The sequence below is a fragment of the Pseudarthrobacter sp. alpha12b genome (genome assembly GCF_054130495.1).
Window position 1 is genome coordinate 765,221 of the sequence record NZ_CP196746.1, and the last position, 18,424, is coordinate 783,644.

Here is an 18,424-nt window from a genome sequence, read left to right on the forward strand (position 1 = left end):
AGGAGTTCATCACCAGTGGCACCAAACTCTGAGTACACCGCCCGGCACCTCTCCGTCCTGGAGGGCCTGGAAGCCGTCCGCAAGCGCCCGGGCATGTACATCGGTTCAACCGACTCGCGTGGCCTTATGCACTGCCTCTGGGAAATCATCGACAACTCCGTGGACGAGGCCCTGGCCGGGTTCGGTCACGATATCCGCATCATCCTGCACGCGGACAACTCAGTGGAAATCCACGACGACGGCCGCGGTATTCCCATCGACAAGGAGCCGAAGACGGGACTCACCGGCGTCGAGGTGGTGTTTACCAAGCTGCACGCCGGCGGCAAGTTCGGTGGCGGCTCCTACACGGCCTCCGGAGGCCTCCATGGCGTGGGGGCATCAGTGGTCAACGCCCTGTCTTCGCGGCTGGACGTCGAAGTGGACCGGGGCGGCAAGACGTACAGGATGTCCTTCCGCCGCGGTGAACCGGGCCGCTTCAAGGACACCGGTTCCCGGCTGGACCCGGCAGCGCCGTTCACGCCGTTCGTCAACGATTCCGTCCTGGACGTGGTAGGCAAGGCCAAGCGCGGCGTCACCGGCACCAGGATCCGCTACTGGGCGGACCGGCAGATCTTCACCCCCGATGCCAAGTTCTCCTATGAGGACCTCGTTGCCCGTGCACGCCAGACCTCCTTCCTGGTGCCCGGCCTTAAGCTCACGGTGCGGGACGAGCGCAAGGTCCCCGGGACCCCGGGCGAAGCGGGCCCCCATGAGGAGGTCTTCCACCACGACGGCGGCATTTCCGAGTTCGCCGAGTTCCTGGCCGCGGACCCTGCCGTCACCGACGTCTGGCGGCTGCATGGAGCAGGGAAGTTCAAGGAGACGGTCCCGGTCCTGGACGAGCGGGGGCACAGCCAGCTGGCCGAGGTTGAGCGTGACTGCGAGGTGGACGTGGCGCTCCGCTGGGGGATCGGCTACGACAGCACCGTGCGGACCTTCGTGAACATCATCGCCACCCCAAAGGGCGGCACACATCAGTCCGGGTTCGAACAGGCGCTGATCAAAACCTTCCGCAAGGCGGTGGAGGCCAACGCCCGCAAGCTCAAGGCCGGCAACGACAAGATCGAAAAGGACGACATCTTCGCCGGGCTGACGGCAGTGCTGACCGTCCGGCTCGCAGAACCACAGTTTGAAGGCCAGACCAAGGAAATCCTGGGTACCAGCGCCGTCCGCGCCATTGTGGCCAAGGTGGTGGAACGCGAAATCTCCGCCAAGCTGTCCTCCAGCAACCGCAACGACAAGGCCCAGTCTGCGCTGCTGCTGGAAAAGATCGTCAACGAGATGAAGTCCCGCATCTCGGCCCGCGTGCACAAGGAAACCCAACGGCGCAAGAACGCGCTGGAAACCTCCTCCATGCCCACCAAGCTCGCCGACTGCCGGACGGACGACGTCGGACGTTCCGAACTGTTCATCGTGGAAGGCGACTCCGCGCTGGGCACTGCCAAGCTGGCCCGCTCTTCGGACTTCCAGGCCCTGCTGCCCATTCGCGGCAAGATCCTCAACGTCCAGAAGGCGTCGGTGGGGGACATGCTCTCCAACGCCGAGTGTGCAGCCCTCATCCAGGTGGTGGGTGCAGGCTCCGGCCGCAGCTTCGACATCAGCGCCGCGCGCTACGGCAAGGTGATTCTCATGACCGACGCCGATGTGGACGGCGCCCACATCCGGACCCTGCTGCTGACCCTTTTCTTCCGCTACATGCGGCCCATGATCCTCGAAGGCAGGGTGTTCGCCGCGGTCCCGCCGCTGCACAGGGTGGAGGTCATCAACGCCGGCCAGAAGGCCAACGAGATGATCTACACCTACTCCGAGGCCGAGCTCCACGTGCTGCTGGCCCGCCTGGCCAAGGAAGGCAAGCGCTACAAGGAACCGATCCAGCGGTACAAGGGCCTGGGAGAGATGGACGCCGAGCAGCTGGCCGAAACCACCATGGACCCGAGGCACCGCACCCTGCGAAAGGTGGGGATCGAAAACGCGCAGCAGGCAGAGGAGATCTTCGACCTGCTGATGGGCTCGGACGTGTCCCCGCGCAAGGATTTCATCATCGCCGGCGCGTCCAGCCTGGACCGTGAGCGCATCGACGCCTGATTGCCGCAGGCGCCGGCCCTTGGCTGGCGCCTGCCTGCAGCCGGCTTCAGCCGAGCAGCCCGGGAACCACAAGCAGTGCAGTGGGCAGTGCAAGCAGCAGGACACAGCCGGCTGTGACGGCACTGCGGACGGCGGCAGGAAGCGGGGGCTGCGGTGTCAGGAGGCGGCTGACCCGGGAGGCTGCGGTCCGGACCGCGTCCGAGCCAGGGCCGCCCGATGCTGCCTCAAGCCCGGACAGGGCCAGCGTGGGCGAGGAGGGGCGGATATCGCCGGCGCCCGCGGTGCCCGCCGAGCCGCTGGCCACGATCGCGATGGCCTTGATGAGGGTTGCTTTGCTCTCGGTCCGGAGGGCGACGTCATCGGCCAGCATCTCGATCAGCGAGTTCACCGACTCCTGGGCGAGCCGCGTGGTGGGCAGCCACGGGAGGGCCTGCCGCCAGGCAGCGAAGGCCCAGAGCAGGAGGTGGTGCCGCTGGCTCAGGTGGGCGTTCTCGTGAATCAGGACGGCACGCAGTTCGGCCGGTTCAAGGGCTGCCATCAGGCCGTCGGACAGCACTGTCACCGAGCGGGCGCCGCCGGGAAGGCAGTAGGCAACAGGGGAGTCGTGGCTGATGACGAGCGTTCCGGCGTCCTGGCCGGATGGCGAGGCCAGAAGGGCGAGGAGTTCGCGGTGCCGGCGCCGCTGCCGCTGGATTTTGTAGTAGGTCAGCAGCAGCGTGAAGACCAGGTGGGCCGTGAGCAGGGCTGCTGCGGACAGCGCAAAGATATGCCAGAACCCGAGTGCTGTGGTGGGGGCGTTGAAAATCACCATGCCCGCAAGGGCGCGCAGCCCCGCGATCAGGTTGTCACCGACAGGTTCCAGGCCGTAGACCAGCATTGCGCCGATCATTGACAGTCCACCGGCGAGCGCGATTGCCTGCCATAGCAGCATTGCCGTGAATGGCGACCTGGCCGGCCATTGTGCCCGTGACAGGAGGATCGGCACCGGCCAGGCCAGGATTATCGCAAGGACCGCCAGCAGGTATGAGGCCCAGAACATGGTGTGCTAGAGATGGCCCAGCAGTTTGCGCAGTGTCTCGGCTTCACCCTCGGAGACGGACCCGATGAAGCGGGCCAGGACGGCCTCGCGGTCAGGGGCTGAGCCGAGGACCTCATGCATGAGTTCGGCGGTGTGGTCTGCGCGGCTGGACACTGCCTGGTACCGGTGGGGGCGGGTTCCGCGTTCGCGTTCAACCAGCCCTTTCTTCTCCAGGCGGGAAAGTACGGTAAGCACCGTAGTTACAGCCAGTTCCTTGCCTTCGTGGCCCGGTCCGCCCTGTGCGGTCGACGTGCGCGCCAACTGATCCCTCAGGGTATTGGCCGTAGCCGCTTCCTGGCCCGCCCAGAGCAGGTCCATCACTGCCCGTTCCAGTTCACCAAGACTAGCCATTTCACTTTTCCTTTATGTCCCCGCACCGTGCGCTCTTGACGCGCCCGGTGACGTCACGCGGTTGTTCAACTACAGAACTAAATTTACCCCGAAACCGCCGAACCTTCTACATCGGGTAGAACATCTGGCGCGCCGGGCCCCGGTGGGCGATCCTAGGGGAGGGGGGACTGGTTTTCGTCGGCCGTCGACGATGTTCTACACTTTGTAGAAGTTAGAGTTCTACGGAGCGTAGAAAACTGCATTTGGCTAACAGTAGGGACTGCCATGGACGCCTTGGAAATCGCACGCTGGCAATTCGGCATCACCACGGTCTACCACTTCATGATGGTGCCGCTGACCATCGGCCTGGGCCTGGTGGTGGCCGTCATCCAGACCGCCTGGTACCGCACCGGCAAGCCCGAGTACCTGCGCATGACAAAGTTCTGGGGAAAGCTGTTCCTCATCAACTTCATCATGGGCGTTGCCACGGGCATCGTGCAGGAGTTCCAGTTCGGGATGGCCTGGAGCGAGTACAGCCGCTTCGTGGGTGACGTCTTCGGTGCACCATTGGCCCTCGAGGCCCTCCTCGCCTTCTTTGTCGAGTCCACCTTCCTGGGACTGTGGATCTTCGGCTGGAAGCAGCTCAAGCCCGCCATCCACCTTGCCTGCCTCTGGGTGGCGGTCATCGGATCGGCGCTTTCTGCTTACTTCATCATCGTGGCTAACAGCTGGATGCAGCACCCGGTGGGGGTGGAAATGATTAACGGCCGGCCCGTCATGACCGACGCCTGGGCCGTTTTCACCAACAACACCGCGCTCGTGGCCGTCCCGCACACCCTGTTCGGCGCGCTCGCCGTCGCCGGCGGCTTCCTCCTGGGCATCGCCTGGTACCACCTGTGGCGGAGACGGCACGACGGCGTGGACACCGTGGGTGCCGACGGCCGGGTTATCCCTGGTGAGGACGCCCGGATCCCGGGCCGCGACCGTACCGACCACAGCGTGTGGATCCGGTCCCTGCGCATCGGCGCGGTGGTGGCCATGATCTCGTTCGCCGGCACCGCCGTCACCGGCGACCTGCAGGGCAAACTGATGTTCCAGCAGCAGCCCATGAAGATGGCCGCGGCGGAGGCGGCGTGCCACGACGGCACGGGCTTCTCGGTCCTGAGCATCGGCAACGTGGGATCCAAGAACTGCGACGACGTGGTGGCCGTGATCGAAGTTCCGGGCATCCTGTCCTTCCTGGCCAAGGGCGATTTCACCACCGAGGTCAAGGGCGTCAACAGCCTGCTGCCCGAGTACAAGGACAACTACGGAACCCACCTGCCGGACAACCCCATCTACGGCGACCGCGCCGGCCAGGAAATCCAGTACGTGCCCGTCATGGAGGTTACCTACTGGGGATTCCGGATGATGATCGGCTTTGGCGGACTCGCCGCCCTGGCAGCATTGGTGGCCCTCTGGCTCACCCGCAAGGGGACGGTGCCGGAGGCGCGGTGGCTCATGCGGCTGGCAGTCTTCGGCATCCTGGCCCCCTTCGGCGCCAACGCCGCCGGCTGGATTTTCACCGAGATGGGCCGCCAGCCGTTCGTCGTGGCGCCCAACCCGGATCCCAGCGGCATCGACCAGGTGTTCATGTTCACAGCCGCCGCTGTATCACCGGGTGTCTCCGCCGGGGAACTGATCACCTCGCTGGTGGCACTGACCGCCGTGTACGCCGTCCTGCTGGTGGTGGAAGTCAAACTGCTGGTCACATACATCCGCGGCGGCGTGGTCTCCGCGATGCCGGAACTGGGCCATGCCCCGGCGGACGAGAACGAGGATGAAACACCCCGACCCGGCGGCAACGGGGACAGCAAACCGGCCGACGACGTTCTGGCCTTCGCCTACTAACCGCATCCGGCTCCAAAGACCGAGCAGAGGAAACAAACAATGGAACTGCTTCCCACCATTTGGTTCATCGCCATCGCGGTGCTGTGGACGGGCTACCTCTTCCTGGAGGGCTTCGACCTGGGCGTCGGCATGCTGATGAAGCTCTTCGCGCGCAACAACACGGAGCGCCGCGTGCTGCTGAACACCATCGGACCCGTCTGGGACGGCAATGAAGTCTGGCTCCTGACTGCCGGTGGCGCCACCTTTGCCGCCTTCCCGCTCTGGTACGCATCGCTGTTCTCCGCGCTCTACCTGCCCCTGCTGGTGGTCCTGCTGGCCCTGATCTTCCGAGCCGTGGCGTTCGAATACCGCGGCAAGGTGGATACGGACAGCTGGCGCAACCGTTGGGACTGGGCCATCGCCCTGGGGTCCTTCTTCGCCGCCTTCGGCGTAGGGGCTGCGCTGGCCCTCACCACCACCGGCCTTCCACTGAACGCCAACGGTGACCGCGAAGGCGGTCCCATGGCCTGGTTCAGCGGGTACGCGCTGTTGGGCGGCCTGGCAGTGGTCGGTTTCTCGCTGCTTCACGCCTTGGCGTTCCTGGCCCTCAAGACCGACGGCGAGGTCCGGCACCGGGCGCGCAACTGGTTCGTGCGGCTCCTGCCGGTCCTGCTCCTCCCCATCGCCGCTTGGGCCCTCACCATCCAGTTCATGGAAGGCAAGCCCTGGACCTGGGCCGCCGTCGTCCTGGCCGTCGGGGCTGCCGTTACCGCCTGGCTGCTGGCCCGGAAGGGTTTCGAAGGCAGGGCCTTCCTGGCCCTGGGAGCGTTCCTGGTGCTGGGCACAACAGCTATCTTCGGGGCCGTGTTCCCTGTGGTGCTGCCCTCTACGCTGGACAGCGCCTTTGACCTCACCATCTCCAATGCCTCGTCCTCGGACTACACCCTGGGGCTGATGAGCATCGTGGCGGCCTTCGGCCTTCCCCTGGTGATCGCGTACCAGGCCTGGACCTACTGGGTGTTCCGCCGCCGTGTCAGCGCTGCACATATCCCGGAGGCCCACAGCTTCCTTCCTGCGGTGGCCGCCAAGGCATTCACCACCAAGGGCTGACATGCGGCCAAGCTTTCCTGCCGGTCCCGCCACACGTTCGGCAATCTATTGGCTGGGGGTCCTTGCCGCGCTCAAGGCGCTGTCCCTGGTCCTGATCGGCCAGGCGATGGCCTCCGTCCTGGCGGGACTCGTTGCCGGGAACCCGGCCTGGGCGCACCAGATCGCGGCCGGACTCGCCGGCGTCGTCCTCCGGTCCCTTACCGTGTGGGGTCAGGCTGTGGCTGCCCGCCGCGCTGCACTGGGCGTCAAGGAGGAGCTTCGCGCCGAGCTGCTGGAGCGGGCCCTGCGCACGGGCGTGCGCGGCTCCGGCCCCGGCGACGGCGGCCTGGCGGTCCTTGCGACCCGTGGCCTGGACGCCCTGGACAGCTACTACACCCAGTTCCTTCCCGCGCTGGTCAACTGCGCCGCCGTTCCGTTGCTGCTGGGGGCCCGGATCCTCTTTGCGGACTGGGTCAGTGCGCTGGTCATCGTGCTGACGGTGCCGCTGATCCCGGTGTTCATGGTGCTGATCGGCCGGTACACCGAGGACAACGTGCGCCAGGCCCAGGCCTCGCTGGCACGGCTGTCAGCCCACATGCTGGAGCTCGCCAAGGGCCTGCCGGTCCTGGTGGGGCTGGGACGCGCCACGGCCCAGCGCAAAGCCCTGGAGGAAATCTCGGAGGAATACCGCTCCCGCACCATGGGCACCCTGCGGACCGCGTTCCTGTCCGCCCTTGCCCTGGAACTCATCGCCACCATCTCGGTGGCCGTGGTGGCCGTCTTCATCGGCGTCCGACTGGTCCACGGCGACATGCCGCTGGAAGCCGGCCTGCTGGCGCTCCTCCTGGCACCGGACTGCTATCTCCCGCTGCGGGAACTCGGCACCGCCCACCACGCCAGCGACGACGGCAGGGTGGCGCTCGCGGAAACAGCGGCCGTGACCGGGGCCCCCGAGGCAATGCCCCTCCCGGCGGCCAAGGCCGGCAGGCCGGGCGCTCCGCTCGAGGCCACCGCACTCACCGTGACCTACGCCGGACGGTCCGAAGCCGCCGTCGGCCCCCTCACGTTCACCGCACCGCAGGACCGGATCACCGCGCTGGACGGCCCCAGCGGTGCCGGCAAGAGCACCATCCTCGGGGTGCTTGCCGGAACCATCGGCGACGGGGACGGGACCAGGATTAGCGGATCCGTCAGCGGCCTGGACCGCCGCGCCGTGGCATGGGTGCCGCAGCACCCCGTCATGGTGGCCGGCACGGTCCTGGACGAGGTGCTGCTGTACCTCTCCCCGGACCCCGGCCACGGCCCGGACAGGTTCACCGCAGAAGAGGCTGCGCGCGGCTGCCTGGAACGCGCCGGCGCCGGGCACCTGGCGTCAAAGCACCAGGCGGAGCTGAGCCCGGGTGAGCTGCGCCGCGTGGCGCTGGCCCGCGGGCTTGCCAGGATCGACGCCGGCGCTACCCTCCTGCTGCTCGACGAGCCCACCGCACACCTGGACGACGCCTCGGCGGTCATCGTCGAGGAGGCCATCCGCCGGCTCCGCGGCCAGGTCACCGTGATCCTGGTGGCCCACAACCAGCGCACCCGGCAGCTTGCAGACGTGCTGGTGCCGGTGGCGCCGGCAGCCCAGGGCACCACGGCAGCGCACCCGGACGGCGGCGCTGCCACGTTCCTGCCCGCTGCCTCCACAGAAAGCCCTGCCACAGCAGATGCCGCCCTGGGCGCTGTCAGCAACAACAATGCCGGTATCGCCGGGCCCGTACAGGCTGCCCCTGGAGCTGCCCGCCTTCTGGCCGCACTGCTGGCACCGGTCCGGGGCAAGTTCGCGGCCGCCGCCTTCGTCGGCACGCTGGCGGCCGTCTTCGCCGTCGCGCTTTCCGGCCTTTCCGGCTGGCTCATCATCCGCGCCAGCGAACAGCCGCCCATCCTGTACCTCCTGACCGCCATCGTCGGCGTCCGGTTCTTCGGCATCGGCCGGGCCGTGTTCCGCTACTGGGAGCGGCTGCTGCTCCATGATGCCGTGTTCGCCGCACTCACCCGCCTCCGCGGCCGGCTCTGGGAGTCCCTGAGCCGCAGGGCGCTGTCACTGCGCCGGCTCCTGCAGGGCGGCAACGTGCTGGGCACGGTGATCGACGACGTCGATACCGTCCGCGACCTCCTGCCGCGCGTGGTCCTGCCTCCCGTCACGGCGCTTGCGGTGTCCGTCCTGGCCGTGGCGGCCACCGGCGTCCTGGTGCCGGCCGCCCTGCCAGCCGTGGTCGGCGCAGCCATCAGCGGCATGGTGCTGGCGCCCGCCGCCGCCCTGTGGGGCGACCGCAAGTCCGCCGCCGCCGAGCAGTCGCTGCGCTCCGGCGTGCTCCGCCGCGTTACCGCTGCCCTGGATGCCCGTGCCGAACTGCACGCAAACGGGGTCGCGCCCCGCGTGCTGGACGCGCTGCTGGCGGAGGACCGGGAGGCCACCCGTGCATCGCAGCGCTCCGCCTGGGCGGACGGGCTGGGGCATGCCGTGGCCACCGCTGCCTGCGGCACGGCCGCACTTGCGGCCGCATGGCTGGCGGGCCCAGGCGTCCTGGCGGCCCAGGTAGCCCCGGCAACGGCGGCCGTGGTGGTCCTTCTGCTGCTCGCGTTGGTGGAACCCTACGCAGCAATGACGACGGCGGTGCGGCAGTTCCCCGCGCTGCGTTCCGTCATGCGCCGGGTGGGGGAGTCCGGAGCCCTTGACGGCGGCGGCGACGCCAGCGACGGCCTGCAGCCTGTTCCCGGCCGGGCCGGCGGTTCGCCGGGCGTTGAGCTGGTGGACCTGGCCGCGGCGTGGCCGGGCGGCTCGCCGGTCTTTTCGGGTGTGGATGCGGTGGCAGGTCCCGGCCGCTGGCTGGCGGTCACCGGACCGTCCGGTTCGGGCAAATCCACACTGCTCTCGGTGCTGCTTGGCTTCCTGCCGCCGGCGTCCGGCCAGGTGCAGGTCACGGGCCGGGCAGCGTGGTGCCCCCAGGAGGCCCACCTGTTCGATTCCACCATCCGGGGAAACCTGCTGCTGGGACGGCCGTCCGCGAACGGCGCACCGGGGCCCGCTGACCTTGAGCTGGATGCGGTCCTCGCCGCCGTCGGACTTTCCGCGCTGGTGGGCCGGCTGCCGGCCGGGCTCGACACCCGGATCGGTCCCGGCGGTGCCTTCCTGAGCGGCGGCGAGCGCCAGCGCCTGGCCGTGGCGCGGACCCTGCTGACCGGGGCGGACGTGATCCTGCTGGATGAGCCCACCGCGCACCTCGACGCCGGATCCGCTGCCGCCATGCTGGCGGACCTGCGCACCGGTCTGCGGGAGCGCACCGTGGTGCTCGTGACGCACAACCCCGCTGACATCCACGCCGGCGATGCCCGGCTGGATCTTTCGGCATCCGCCGGACAGCCCCTGGGATCCCTGGCACCTTCCCGCTAAGCCGCCTTTGCTGCGCCTCGCCGCCAGGCGCTGGAGGGGCCGGGAATGCGGTCAGCCGTCGACGTCGTGGAGGTGATGGACCACGTCGTGCAGGAAATACTGGGAAAGCGTCAGGACGGTGAACTCCGAGCCGTTGCTGCGCAGTCCCTTGCGTCCCCAGCCCTCTTCGGGGACACCGGCGAAGGCCTCGGCGGCCTCATGTCCTTCCGCCGCCAGTTCCGGGCCCACCACGGAGGGGTCGGCGTTGGCGTAGTCCTTCTCCATGGCTGTCCGGTCCTGGTCCCAGTCCGCAAAGCGGGCGCCGTCCTCCACGAGCATCAGGTTCAGCCGCTGGTTGAAAAGGGTGAAGACGTCCCGCACATGGCACGCGTACTCCAGCGCGGACCACGTCTGCCCGTTGGGCCGCTCCGCCGCATCCGGCCTGCGGAGGACGGCCAGCCACCGGGGAATCATGCTTTCGATGCTTCCGGGAACCGTTGCCGGGGTGGCGGTGGCGGCATGGAAATTGCATTCCGGGCAGGGGCGGGACAGGACCCAGGTCCAGTCCTTTACATCAGGAACGATAGGCATGGGAGCAGTCTAAGCGGTGCGGGCCAAAAGACTCTGGGCCGCCGCGGGCGTCCCCGCTAGCGTGGCCGCATGAGCCCGGAAGCGCCCACGGGCGCGGAAAGCATGGTGCGGCTGGCCGGCCTGACAAAGCGGTTCGGCCGGAACATCGCGCTCGACGACGTGACCCTCACCATCGGACCGGGCGAGGTGTTCGGATACCTGGGCCCGAACGGGGCAGGCAAAACCACCACCATCCGGCTCCTGATGGGGATGCTGCGGCCCACGTCCGGCACAGCATCCGTACTGGGGCTGGATGCCTGGCGGCAATCCCGGGAAGTCCACCGGGTGGTGGGCTATGTGCCCGGCGAGCCGGCGCTTTACGACCGCCTCACAGGCCACCAGCACGTGGCCTACTGCGCCCACCTGCGCCACCGCGACGACAGTCAGCGGGCGGCAGAGGTGGCGACCCGGCTGGAACTGGACCTGGGCCGCCCGGCCCGTACACTGTCGCGCGGCAACCGCCAGAAGCTCGCCGTCGTCCTGGCGGTAATGTCCCGGCCGCGGCTGCTGGTGCTGGACGAACCGACCAGCGGAATCGACCCGCTGGTGCAGCAGGTCTTCCATTCCATCCTGCGTGAACACACAGCCGACGGCGGCTCGGCACTGTTTTCCTCCCACGTCCTGGGTGAGGTGGAGCGCGTTGCGGACCGGATCGGGGTGGTTCGAGGGGGCAAACTGGTGGCGGTGGAGCGGCTGCAGGACCTGGCCGCCCGCTCCCTGCACCGGGTGCGTGCCCGCTTTGCCGCGGAGGTGACCGCGGCCGAGTTCGCGGGCGTCCCCGGGGTCCGCGACCTGCTGGTGGACGGCCGTGCGCTGAGCTGCAACGCCCCGCAGTCCGCCCTGGACGCCCTGTTGAAACTGGTCAGCGCGCGGGAAGTGGAGGACTTCGAATGCTCCGAGGCCCCGCTGGAGGAGACGTTCCTGGGCTACTACGGGATGGACCATGCCGGCGGCGGTTCCCGCAGTGCGGCGGGAACGGCGGCGCGCCATGCTGGCTAGCGTCCTGCTGAAGACGCTCCGGGACCAGGGCAGGACGCTGCTGGCATGGGCCGTCTCCCTGGCCCTCATCGTGGCGACGTATGCAGCGATCTGGCCGTCGATCCAGTCCCAGCCCTCAATCAGCGATTTCATCGACCAAATGCCGGAGGCGTTCCGGTCCCTGTTCGCTACCTCCAGCGCTGATATGTCCACTCCCACCGGCTACATCCAGGTGGAGCTGCTGTCCTTCATGGGCCCCATAGCGGTGCTGATCTACGCTGTCAGCGCAGGTGCGGGAGCCATTGGCGGGGAAGAGGACCGGCACACCATGGACCTGCTGCTCTCCAACCCCGTGGGCCGCGGCAGGGTGGTGGTGGACAAGTTCCTCGCCATGGCGGCGGGCACCTTCGTGCTGGCCGCGGTGATGGGCGCGTCGCTGGTGCTTGAAGGCAGCCTGGTGGACCTTGTCCTGCCCGCGGACAAGGTGGCCGCGGCCATGCTGCACCTTGCACTTCTGGGCGTCGTTTTCGGCTCCCTTGCCCTGGCGCTGTCAGCGGCGACCGGCAGGACCGGGCTCAGCCGCGGCATCCCCGCCGTACTGGCGGTCCTGGCCTATATCATCAACGCCCTGGCGCCCCTGGTGGACGTCTTTGACCGGATCCAGAAGGTGTCGCCCTTCTTTCAGTACATCGGCCACGACCCGTTGAGGAACGGCACCGCGTGGGACAGCGTGCTGGTGTCCGCAGCCACCATCGCGGTGCTGGTGGCGCTCGCCGTCGCCGGCTTCAGGCGCAGGGACGTGGCAGGCTAGGGGCCAGGCATTGTGTCAGCCACTCCTGGCACCGGGCTATTCTGCGGCGGAGGGGCCGTCCGTCCACGCCATGGCCGGCCCGACCACGTCCACGGCCTGGGAGAGCGGGACACCCGAGCCGTCGCGGCGGCCGTGCTCCTGCGGCAGCGACCGCGCCACTCCGCCCGCGGAGGAAGCCTTCGCCGGCCCGTGCCCTGCCCAGGCCAGCAGCAACATGTCCTCGCCCTTGAGGAATCGGTGCGACCGGACCCCGGCAGTGGCGCGCCCCTTGGCCGGATACTCCGAGAACGCCGTGACCTTGGCCGTCCCCGGCGCGGTCCCGGGGAGGGCGCCGTTGGTTCCGGCGATGGTGACCACGACGGCGGATTCGTCGTTGGGCTGGACGGCGCCGAAGAAGATCACCTGGTCACCCGCGGCGAGTTTGATCCCGGCCATGCCGCCGGCGGTGCGTCCCTGGGGACGGACCACGGCCGCGGGGAACTTCAGCAGCTGGGCTTCCCGGGTGAGGAACACCAGTTCGGCGTCGTCGGCACCGGCAGGAGCCACACCCACCACTACGTCCTTGTCCTTGAGGCTGATGACCTCCCAGTCTTCCCGGTTCAGCGGGTAGTCCGGCTGGACGCGTTTCACTACGCCCTGGGCCGTGCCGATGGCCAGGACCTCATCAAGCCGCACGAACGCCACCAGGGTTTCCCCCTTCACCAGGGTGAGGAACTCCCTGGCCGGAACGCCGCCGGCCAGGTTGGGCAGCCCATTCACCGGCGGCAGGACCGGCATGTCCATGACCTGCAGCCGGAGCATGCGGCCCAGCGAGGTGACGGCGGCGATTTCGCCGCGGGCCGAGGTCTTGACCACCGATGTGTACACGTCGTGCCTGCTCCGGGGCCCTGCCTCAGCCAGCGGCTCCTGGTTGCTGGTGCGGGCCACCTGCCCGGACGCGGTGAGGATGGCCCAGCAGGGGTCGTCGGCGATCTCCAGGGACAGGGGCGCGGCCTTGCCCTTCTTGCCGTTGGCCCCGGCAAGCCCGGCCGCCGCGACGGTGGGGGAGACGGCCTCTGACTCCAGCAGCACGGTGCGGCGCGGTGTGCCGTGTTCCTCGGCAATGGCGCCGAGCTCGTCGGACACCACGGTGCGGAGCAGTTCCTCGGAGTCCAGGATGGCCTGCAGTTCCGCGATCTCGCGGCGGAGCTCGTCCTGTTCCTTCTCCAGTTCGATGCGGGAGTACTTGGTGAGCTGGCGCAGGCGCAGTTCCAGGATGTAATTGGCCTGGATCTCGGTGAGGTCGTAGATGGACATCAGCCGCTCGCGGGCAGCGGCGGCCTCGTCGGAGGACCGGATGATCTGGATGACCTCGTCGATGTCCACGATGGCGATGAGGAGGCCCTCCACCAGGTGCAGGCGGTCCTTCTTCTTCCCCAACCGGAAGGCGGTCCGGCGTCGGACCACGTTGATGCGGTGGTTGACGTAGACGCTCAATAGGTCCACCAGGCCCAGCGTCTGGGGCTGGCCGTCCACCAGGGTGACGTTGTTGATGCCGAAGGAGTCCTCCATCGGCGTGTACCGGTAGAGCTGCTGCAGGACCGCGTTGGGGTTGAAGCCGTTCTTGAGCTCAATGACCAGCCGCAGCCCGTGCTTGCGGTCCGTCAGGTCCACGATGTCGCTGATGCCCGTCAGCTTCTTGGCGTTGACCGCATCCTTGATCTTCTCGATCACCTTCTCCGGGCCCACCATGTACGGCAGCTCAGTGACCACCAGGCCGGTGCGGCGAGCGGACAGCTGTTCGATCTCCACCTTGGCGCGGGTCCTGAAGGACCCACGGCCGGTGGCGTAGGCGTCGCGGATGCCGTCCAGGCCCACGATCCGGCCGCCGCTGGGCAGGTCCGGGCCGGGCACGAACCGCATGATGTCATCCAGCGTGGCATCCGGGTTGGCAATCAGGTGCCGGGCCGCGGAAATGACCTCCACCAGGTTGTGCGGGGCCATGTTGGTGGCCATGCCGACGGCGATGCCGGTGGCGCCGTTGACCAGCAGGTTGGGGAAGGCGGCGGGCAGGACATCAGGCTGGGTCAGCTGGTTGTCGTAGTTGGGAACGAAGTCCACCACGTCTTCATCGAGGTGGTTGGTGAGCGTGAGGGCGGCCGGAGCCAGCCGGGCCTCGGTGTATCGCGGTGCTGCCGGGCCGTCGTCGAGCGAGCCGAAGTTGCCGTGCCCGTCGATGAGCGGCAGCCGCAGCGAGAAGTCCTGCGCCATGCGCACCATGGCGTCGTAGATGGCGGCGTCACCGTGCGGGTGCAGCTTTCCCATAACCTCGCCCACCACGCGGGCGCTCTTGACGTGGCCGCGGTCCGGGCGCAGTCCCATGTCGCTCATCATGTACAGGATGCGGCGCTGTACCGGCTTGAGCCCATCACGTGCGTCGGGAAGGGCCCGGGAGTAGATCACCGAGTACGCGTACTCCAGGAAGGAGCCCTGCATTTCGGACGTCACGTCGATATCGACGATGTTTTCCGTGTAGTTGTCGTCCACGATGGGTTTTGAACTTTGCCGGCGGGCCATGGGGTGTGGTGAATCCTTCTGCGGTTACTGCGCAGCATTGGGGTGTGCTGCGATAGTTTTTGGCTAGGCTAAGCCTATGGTGGATCAGCCCGGGGACGGCGAATATCCGGAACATTGGGAAGCCGATGTCGTCCTGCGTGACGGCGGGACAGCGCATCTGCGGCCCATCCACCCGTCGGACGCGGACGCCGTCCAGGCCTTCCATACCGGGCAGTCGCAGAATTCAATCTACATGCGCTTCTTCGCGTTCAAAGCCAGGCTGTCCGCCAAGGAGCTCAAGCGCTTCACCGAGGTGGACTACAAGGACCGGGTGGCATTCGTCATCACCATCCACGGCGAAATCATCGGCATCGGCCGCTACGACCGGCTCACCGATCCCACCGAGGCGGAGGTCGCCTTCAACATAGCCGACGCCCACCAGGGCAGGGGAATCGGTTCCATCCTGCTGGAGCACCTTGCCGCCGCCGCCCACGAGAACGGCATCAGGAAGTTCACCGCCGAGGTCCTGCCGGAAAACCGCAAGATGCTGATGGTCTTCTCCGACGCCGGCTACGACGTCAAGCGCCATTTCGACGACGGCGTCGTCAGCCTCGAATTCAACGTCGACCCCACCGAAAAATCACGTGCCGTGATGGAATCCCGCGAGCACCGCGCGGAGGCGAGGAGCGTCCGGGAGCTGCTGGCGCCGTCGTCCGTTGCCGTGATCGGTGCCAGCCGCAAATGGGGGACCGTGGGGTACCAGCTGCTGGAGCACATCATCGAGGGCGGTTTCCACGGCCCGGTGTACGCCATCAACCCGGAGGCGCTGGAGCTGGCGGGCATGATGTCTTACGGCAAGCTCTCCGAGGTCCCCGAGCCCGTCCAGCTGGCCATCATCGCCGTGCCGTACGAGGAGGTTGCCGGCGTGGTGGAAGAGTGCGCGGCGTCGGGAGTCAAGGGCGTGGTGATCGCCTCCGCAGGCTTCGCGGACGACGGCGAACGCGGCCTGCTGCGGCAGCGTGCCCTGGTGCGCCAGGCCCGGGCCAACGGGATGCGGGTGATCGGGCCGGCATCGCTGGGCGTCGCCAACACCCACCCGGACGTGTCGCTGAATGCTTCCATGGCACCCACCATGCCGCGGCGCGGCAGCCTGGGCCTGTTCAGCCAGTCCGCGGCGATCGGCGTCTCGCTTTACGCCGCCTCCAGCCGGCGCCGGCTCGGGCTGTCCACCCTGCTCTCGGCGGGCAACCGGGCGGACGTTTCCGGCAACGACATGATGCAGTACTGGGAGGATGACGCCGATACCTCCGCCGTGGGCCTGTACCTGGAGTCGATCGGCAACCCGCGCAAGTTCTCCCGCATCGCACGCCGGCTGGCCCGCACCAAACCGGTCATCGTGGCCAAATCGGACACCATGGGGCTCCGCCTGCCACCCGGGCATGCCGTCCGGACCACGCAGGCGCCGGCGGGGGCGCTGGATGCCATGCTGCGCCAGTCCGGCGTGATCCGCGTGGAAACGGTGGAAGAGCTGGTGGATGTGGCCCAGGTGGTGTCTGGCCAGCCGCTCCCTGCCGGAGCCGATGTCGCCATCTTCAGCAACTCCCAGGCGCTGGGCAATGTGGTGGCGGACAGCGCCGCCGCCCACGGGCTGGGAGTGGCGCAGGTGGTTTCCGGACTCGACCTCGATACCGGCCAGTCGGTGGCGCTGCCCGCACTGCGGAAGGCCCTCATGGACGCCCTGGCCTCGGATGCCGTGCACGCCGCCGTCGCCGCACTGCTTCCCGCCCGCGGGCTGACCGTTGACGCCGTCGCACAGGTTCTTGCGGAATGCTCCGCGAGCGCGGGGAAGCCGGTGGTGGCAGCCTTCACCGGCATCCTGGACCCCGCCATCAACGTGGAGGGCCTGGTGGGAACGGACGGCTGCACCGTCCCCTGCTTCTCAAATCCTGGCGCCGCCGTGGCCGCCCTCGCCGCGGTGGTCCGGTACGCGGAATGGGCTGCCCGCGACCAGGGGCACTTCGTCGAACCCGCCGGATGCGACCCCCGGCAGGCGGCGGCTGAGCTCGATGAACTGCTGCGGCACGTCACGGGCGAGCAGCTCAAGCAGCTCGACCCGGCAGCAACGGCTTCCCTGCTGGGACATTACGGAATCTCCGTCCTGCCCTCGGCGGCGTTTACCACCCCGGATGAGGCAGTCTCAGCGGCCGACTCACTGGGCTGGCCCGTGGTGCTGAAGACCACCGATCCTGCCCTCCGGCACCGGCTGGACCTGGGCGGGGTTCGCCTTGGCATCGAGGACGCCGAGTCGCTGCGCCTGAACGTGCTGCAGATGCGGCGCGCGCTCGCCGCCTATGGGGACCCGGCGCTCGAAGTCCAGGCCATGGCGCCGGTGGGGCAGGCCTGCACCTTCCGCGCCATCGAGGACCCACTGCTGGGTCCGGTCATCTCGTTCGGCCTCGCCGGTGACGCCGTCAACCTCCTGGACGATTGGTCCCACCGGGTTCCCCCGCTTTCCGACGCGGATGTGCACGACTTCGTCCGGGCCCCCCGGGCGTCCCGGAAGCTCTTCGGCTACCAGGGACTTCCCGCAGCTGACGTGCAGGCTTTGGAGGACCTCGCCGGCAGGCTGGCCTGGATGAAGGACAACCACCCGGAGATCGCGCTGGTGGAATTCAACCCTGTCCTGTGCGGCACTGCAGGGGCCACTATCCTCGCCGCCGACGTCCGCATCGGCAACGCCGCGCAGCGCACGGACAGCGCCCGCAGGGCCATGCGGGGCTGACGCGGTTAGCAAGTGACGGGGCGATCTGTGAAAATGGGGGCATGAGCTTCCAGCCTCCCGCGTCGGCGCCCGAAACGCCCGGCAATGAAAACCAGGCAGTCCGCCAGCACAGCTCACACAGCCACGGAGCCCAGGGCCAGAGCCTGGAGGACGCGCTGCAGAAGGCGGGGTTCTACCCGCGCCTGGTTTCGGACGTCGTCGACGATGCCCTGGACGGCAGGGACTGCGTGGCCCACCTGGTGCACCTGGAGACCCACTTCGACCGGGCGGAGGTGCGCCGCCACATCACCGTCCTGGTCCTGACCGCGGACATGTTGGTGATCACCCATGTGGACGACCAGCAGCTGGACGAGGCCGGCGAGCAGATCGTGGCCCAGATCTCCACTGAGTCCGTTCCCGTGGCCCAGATCCGCTCGGTGGTCCTCAGCTACATGTACGCACAGCCGCAGAACTACAAGCCGTCGGACCCGGTCCGGGAGCTCACGTTGTCCATTGCCTGGTCCGGGGGCCAGCGGCTGGACATGGGACCGGCCAGCTGCGGTGATCCGCAGTGCGAAGCCGACCACGGCTACACCGGAACCATCGCGCAGGAGGACATTGTGCTCCGGATCAGCGCCGAGGCGGACGGGCTCCAGGCCGTGCAGGACGCCAAATTGTTTGCCCGGGCGCTGCGCGCGGTCAACACCGGTTCCGCCGCTGCGGTGTCCCACGCCCAGTCCATGGCGCCGCGGCCGCGTGCCGGCGTGTTTGGCAACCGGCTCAGCCGCGGGCACCAGCAGCGCTGAG

The 18,424-nt window shown here is 68.2% G+C and carries 12 protein-coding genes; 8 read left to right on the forward strand and 4 right to left on the reverse strand.

Going from position 1 to position 18,424, the window contains the following annotated elements; all coding sequences use genetic code 11:
* Positions 1–15 precede the first annotated feature (15 nt).
* The gene (locus ACTAQI_RS03405) at positions 16–2,124 is read left to right on the forward strand and encodes a DNA gyrase/topoisomerase IV subunit B (protein ID WP_457949564.1); all 2,109 of its coding nucleotides are present in this window, start codon (positions 16–18) and stop codon (positions 2,122–2,124) included.
* Positions 2,125–2,170: 46 nt separating this feature from the next.
* Here ACTAQI_RS03405 and ACTAQI_RS03410 read toward each other — a convergent pair whose 3' ends face one another.
* Positions 2,171–3,163 carry a M56 family metallopeptidase gene (locus ACTAQI_RS03410; protein WP_457949565.1) on the reverse strand — a complete coding sequence of 331 codons (993 nt, stop codon included), beginning with the start codon at positions 3,161–3,163 and terminating at the stop codon, positions 2,171–2,173.
* Between the two features lie 6 nt (positions 3,164–3,169).
* Positions 3,170–3,553, reverse strand: coding sequence for a BlaI/MecI/CopY family transcriptional regulator (locus tag ACTAQI_RS03415; protein WP_457949567.1), 384 nt, complete (start codon positions 3,551–3,553; stop codon positions 3,170–3,172).
* A gap of 264 nt (positions 3,554–3,817) precedes the next feature.
* Here ACTAQI_RS03415 and ACTAQI_RS03420 point away from each other — a divergent pair, with 264 nt between their 5' ends.
* The 3 genes from ACTAQI_RS03420 to cydD are packed head-to-tail and all read left to right on the forward strand — an operon-like array spanning position 3,818 to position 9,923.
* Positions 3,818–5,422, forward strand: coding sequence for a cytochrome ubiquinol oxidase subunit I (locus tag ACTAQI_RS03420; RefSeq protein WP_457949568.1), 1,605 nt, complete (start codon positions 3,818–3,820; stop codon positions 5,420–5,422).
* A gap of 39 nt (positions 5,423–5,461) precedes the next feature.
* A complete protein-coding gene (gene cydB, locus ACTAQI_RS03425) occupies positions 5,462–6,511 on the forward strand; it encodes a cytochrome d ubiquinol oxidase subunit II (protein ID WP_457949570.1) in 1,050 nt (349 codons plus the stop codon).
* 1 nt (position 6,512) lies between these two features.
* On the forward strand, positions 6,513–9,923 hold the full coding sequence (gene cydD, locus ACTAQI_RS03430; RefSeq protein ID WP_457949572.1) for a thiol reductant ABC exporter subunit CydD: 3,411 nt from the start codon (positions 6,513–6,515) through the stop codon (positions 9,921–9,923).
* Between the two features lie 51 nt (positions 9,924–9,974).
* On the opposite strand, the gene ACTAQI_RS03435 is transcribed toward cydD, so the two are convergent.
* Positions 9,975–10,493 (reverse strand): DinB family protein, encoded by a 519-nt coding sequence (locus ACTAQI_RS03435; RefSeq protein ID WP_457949573.1) that lies wholly within the window; start codon positions 10,491–10,493, stop codon positions 9,975–9,977.
* 69 nt (positions 10,494–10,562) lie between these two features.
* Here ACTAQI_RS03435 and ACTAQI_RS03440 point away from each other — a divergent pair, with 69 nt between their 5' ends.
* On the forward strand, positions 10,563–11,531 hold the full coding sequence (locus ACTAQI_RS03440; RefSeq protein ID WP_457949575.1) for an ABC transporter ATP-binding protein: 969 nt from the start codon (positions 10,563–10,565) through the stop codon (positions 11,529–11,531).
* Positions 11,521–12,321, forward strand: coding sequence for an ABC transporter permease subunit (locus ACTAQI_RS03445; RefSeq protein ID WP_457949577.1), 801 nt, complete (start codon positions 11,521–11,523; stop codon positions 12,319–12,321). Before ACTAQI_RS03440 ends, ACTAQI_RS03445 begins: the two co-directional genes overlap by 11 nt.
* A gap of 36 nt (positions 12,322–12,357) precedes the next feature.
* Here ACTAQI_RS03445 and ACTAQI_RS03450 read toward each other — a convergent pair whose 3' ends face one another.
* Positions 12,358–14,877 carry a DNA gyrase/topoisomerase IV subunit A gene (locus ACTAQI_RS03450; RefSeq protein WP_457949579.1) on the reverse strand — a complete coding sequence of 840 codons (2,520 nt, stop codon included), beginning with the start codon at positions 14,875–14,877 and terminating at the stop codon, positions 12,358–12,360.
* A 76-nt stretch (positions 14,878–14,953) separates the two neighbouring features.
* Between ACTAQI_RS03450 and ACTAQI_RS03455 the strand changes: the two genes are divergently transcribed.
* Together ACTAQI_RS03455 and ACTAQI_RS03460 are read left to right on the forward strand one after the other, a co-directional pair.
* Positions 14,954–17,638 carry a bifunctional acetate--CoA ligase family protein/GNAT family N-acetyltransferase gene (locus ACTAQI_RS03455; protein WP_457949581.1) on the forward strand — a complete coding sequence of 895 codons (2,685 nt, stop codon included), beginning with the start codon at positions 14,954–14,956 and terminating at the stop codon, positions 17,636–17,638.
* A 41-nt stretch (positions 17,639–17,679) separates the two neighbouring features.
* Complete coding sequence (locus ACTAQI_RS03460; protein ID WP_457949583.1) at positions 17,680–18,423, forward strand: DUF5998 family protein; 744 nt, start codon at positions 17,680–17,682, stop codon at positions 18,421–18,423.
* Position 18,424 lies beyond the last annotated feature (1 nt).